Annotated in this window: 1 protein-coding gene and 1 pseudogene; both read right to left on the bottom strand. The window is 70.0% G+C overall.

The genetic code is table 11. From position 1 onward, the window contains the following. Positions 1-82: 82 nt before the first annotated feature. On the bottom strand, positions 83-907 hold the full coding sequence (locus AC27KI_RS20380; protein ID WP_272568586.1) for an HDOD domain-containing protein: 825 nt from the start codon (positions 905-907) through the stop codon (positions 83-85). A gap of 43 nt (positions 908-950) precedes the next feature. Further along, a pseudogene (locus tag AC27KI_RS20375) lies at positions 951-3317 on the bottom strand (Tex family protein). Positions 3318-3885: the final 568 nt, after the last annotated feature.

Genomic DNA, 3885 nt, shown 5'->3' with positions numbered 1-3885 from the left:
CCGGGCGATGTGCGCCCGCGCCAGCGGCCCTGCGTGGATGCGCAGCGCCTTCATCGGCCGGGGCACCGGCGCGCCGCGGCGCTCACACGTAGTCGCCCGGGTCGGGGCGCACGGTCCAGTCGATCGGGTCCTGCTGCAGCACCATGTCGATATCGAGCCCCAGCGCCAGCCCGACCTCGCCGGGAAAGGACACCGCCAGTTCCTTCTCGCCCAGCGCCGCCTCGCGGGCCCGCACGCGCCAGGCGGCCAGGTGCAGCACGCCGGCCAGCGGCTCGTACACGCTGTTCTCGAACGGCGCGCTCTGGTACTGCAAGGCATCCACCACCACCTGCGGCAACTGCCAGCGGCGCGCCATGCCGGCGCTCACCTGCGAATAGCAGTAGCCCAGCAGCCGCTGCTCCAGCTTGGAGCGGCGCGGATCGAAGGGGCCGACCAGCCGGTTGATGGCCTGCACGCGGTCCGGATTGCCCAGGTGCAGCAGCAACTCGCCCACGCCGTGGAGCAGGCCCGCGGTGTATGCCGCGATCTGGTTGTGGTGCACGCTGCCGGCCAGCGACCGCGCCAGCTTGGCGGTGTGCAGGCTGTAGCGCCAGAACTGCTGCAGGTTGACGCCCGGCACCGACCGCGAGGTCGTGCCCAGCGGCGCGGACGCCACCAGCGTGCGCAGCTGCTGCACGCCCAATAGCGACAGCGCCTCGGGAATGCCGCTGATCTGCTGCTGGGCCTGGAACGTGGGGGAGTTGGCCTCTTCCAGCAGCCGCGCGGCCATGGCCGGGTCGGTGCCGAAGAGCTGGGTGACGCGGCGCAGGTTGGGCTCGGGCGCCGCCAGCTCGTTCATCAACAGCGCCACCGCGCGCGGCACGCTCGGCAGCGCGACGGGAATCCCCAGCAGGGCGATGAGCTCCATGGAACGGCCGGAAGTAAGGTTCCGGCGATTATCCACGCAACTTTTACCGCTTATTACCTTGCAGCTTGGCGAAGGCCGAGGCCATGGCCGACGGGGGGGGCGGGCTCGTTGCTGCGGCGCGGTGCCGCATGCTGGCCCCGCCCCGCCCCTTCGAACCGGTTGTCGCGGGGCGCACCCCGGTCGCCGCCGCTGCGCGGGGGCGCTGCATCGAGCTTCATGGACAGGCCGATGCGCTTGCGCTCCACGTCCACCTCCATGACCTTCACCTTCACGATGTCGCCGGTCTTGACCACCTCGCGCGCATCGTTGACGAACTTGTGGCTCAGCTGGCTCACGTGCACCAGGCCGTCCTGGTGCACGCCCAGGTCGATGAACGCACCAAACTGCGCCACGTTGCTCACCGTGCCCTCCAGCACCATGCCTTCCTTCAGGTCCTTGATGTCTTCCACGCCGTCGTTGAAGCGCGCCACCTTGAAGTCCGGGCGCGGGTCGCGGCCGGGCTTCTCCAGCTCGCCCAGGATGTCCTTGACCGTGATGACGCCGAACTTCTCGTTGGCGAACAGCTCGGGCTTGAGCGTCTTGAGCATGTCGGCGCGGCCCATGATCTCGGCCACGGGCTTGCCGGTCTTTTGCATGATCTGCTCGACCACGGGGTACGTCTCGGGGTGCACGCCCGTCATGTCCAGCGGGTTCTCGCCGCCGCGGATGCGCAAAAAGCCCGCGCTCTGCTCGAAGGTCTTGGCGCCCAGGCCAGACACCTCCATGAGCTGGCGGCGGCTCTTGAACGCGCCGTTGGCCTCGCGCCAGCGCACCACGGCCTTGGCCACGCTGCCCGACAGGCCCGACACGCGGCTGAGCAGGGGCACGCTGGCCGTGTTCAGGTCCACGCCCACCGAATTCACGCAGTCCTCCACCACCGTGCCCAGGGTGCGGGCCAGCTCGCTCTGGTTCACGTCGTGCTGGTACTGGCCCACGCCGATGCTCTTGGGGTCGATCTTGACCAGCTCGGCCAGCGGATCCTGCAGGCGCCGCGCGATGGAGGCGGCGCCGCGCAGGCTCACGTCCACATCGGGCATTTCCTGCGAGGCGTATTCGCTGGCGGAATAGACGGAGGCGCCGGCCTCGCTCACCACCACCTTCTCGATGGCGCGCTCGGCCTTGGCGGCCAGTTTGATGAGGTCGGCGGCCAGCTTGTCGGTTTCGCGGCTGGCGGTGCCGTTGCCGATGGCGATCAGGTTCACACCGTGCTTTTCGGCCAGCTTGGCCAGCGTGTGCAGCGAGCCTTCCCAGTCGCGGCGCGGCTCGTGCGGGAACACGGTGGCGGTCTCCACCAGCTTGCCGGTCGCATCCACCACCGCCACCTTCACGCCGGTGCGGATGCCTGGGTCCAGCCCCATCACCACGCGCGGGCCGGCGGGCGCGGCCAGCAGCAGGTCGCGCAGGTTGTCGGCAAAGACCTTGATGGCGACCTTCTCGGCCTCGTCGCGCAGGCGGGCGAACAGGTCGCGCTCGGTGGAGAGGGAGAGCTTCACGCGCCAGGCCCAGCCCACGCATTTGCGCAGCAGGTCGTCGCCGCGCGGCCGGCATGGCTCCAGCCCAGGTGCAGGGCGATCTTGCCCTCGGCGATGCTGGGCTTTCCGGGCTCTGGCTCGACGGGCAGGACCAGCTTGGCTTCCAGGATTTCGAGCGCCCGGCCGCGGAACACGGCCAGCGCGCGGTGCGAGGGCACGCGGCCGATGGGCTCGTCGTACTCGAAGTAGTCGCGGAACTTGGAGACCTCGGGATCGGCCTCGTTCTTGCCCTCGACCTTCTTGCTGCGCAGCAGGCCCTCGGCCCACAGCCATTCGCGCAGCGACTGCACCAGCACGGCGTCTTCGGCCCAGCGCTCGGAGAGGATGTCGCGCACACCGTCGAGCACGGCCGGCACGGTGGAAAAGTCGGCACCCGGCTTGCCATCGTCCAGCACCTCGGGGGGGCGGGTGAACGCGGCGGCCTCGGCGGCCGGGTCCAGCGTGGGGTCGGCGAAGAGCTTGTCGGCCAGCGGCTCGATGCCGAACTCGCGGGCGATCTGGCCCTTGGTGCGGCGCTTTTGCTTGAAGGGCAGGTAGAGGTCTTCCAGCTCCTGCTTGGTCGGTGCGCCCGCGATGGCGGCGCGCAGCGCATCGGTCAGCTTACCCTGCTCGTCGATGGCCTTGAGCACCGCGGCGCGGCGGTCTTCCAGCTCGCGCAGGTACGACAGGCGGGCCTCCAGCTCGCGCAGCTGGATGTCGTCCAGCCCACCGGTCACTTCCTTGCGGTAGCGCGCGATGAAGGGCACCGTGGCGCCCCCATCGAGCAACTCGACGGCGGAGGCCACCTGCTGCTCGGTGACCCGGATTTCTGCGGCAATCTGCCGGATGATCTTCTGCATGCTGAAAACGCGCCCGAGGGCTCGGCTTTGGAAAAGCGGGCGAGTGTGCCACAGGCCTTCCCGGCCCTTGTTTCAGTCCGCACCGCCCCCTGCCCCGTGCCTTGCGTGGCGGCCCGGCCGGCACCGGGCGACATTCCATCCCAGGGAAGACCTGTAGGCGCGGCAGCCCGGTGCGCTTGTACGATCCCCAGGCACTCCCATCGCCCGCCCAGGACCGGGCGGCGATGGCGACCACCGCTGCATGGAATGCCCCTTGCATCAGGACAGCCCGGGCATCGCTTTCCGTGCCTGCAAGGCGCCTTCGCACCCAGCGATGCGCACGTTCCCGGTGCATGGCACGGCAACGCGGGCCGAAGTGGGGCTGCAGGGCCCCGCGACGGCCAGGCGACGCACGGCACGGCCTGCAGCGGGCCCGGCTGGTTTTCCCCTTGGTTGATCGACGATTGAAGGACTGACGATGGCACGAATTTCCCGCACTTCCCTTCGCACCCGGCTCGGCGCCACCGCCCTGGCGGTCCTGGGCGCCTGCGCCGGCCTGCCGGCAGCGGCCCAGCAGCCGGCCACCCCC

Source organism: Acidovorax sp. KPB24-03 (assembly GCF_057546605.1).
This window is presented reverse-complemented; position numbering and strand designations above follow the sequence as displayed.

Bases quoted from the DNA above. Each gene is read 5' to 3' on its own strand.
- AC27KI_RS20380 (WP_272568586.1), bottom strand. From the start codon at position 907: ATGGAGCTCATCGCCCTGCTGGGGATTCCCGTCGCGCTGCCGAGCGTG.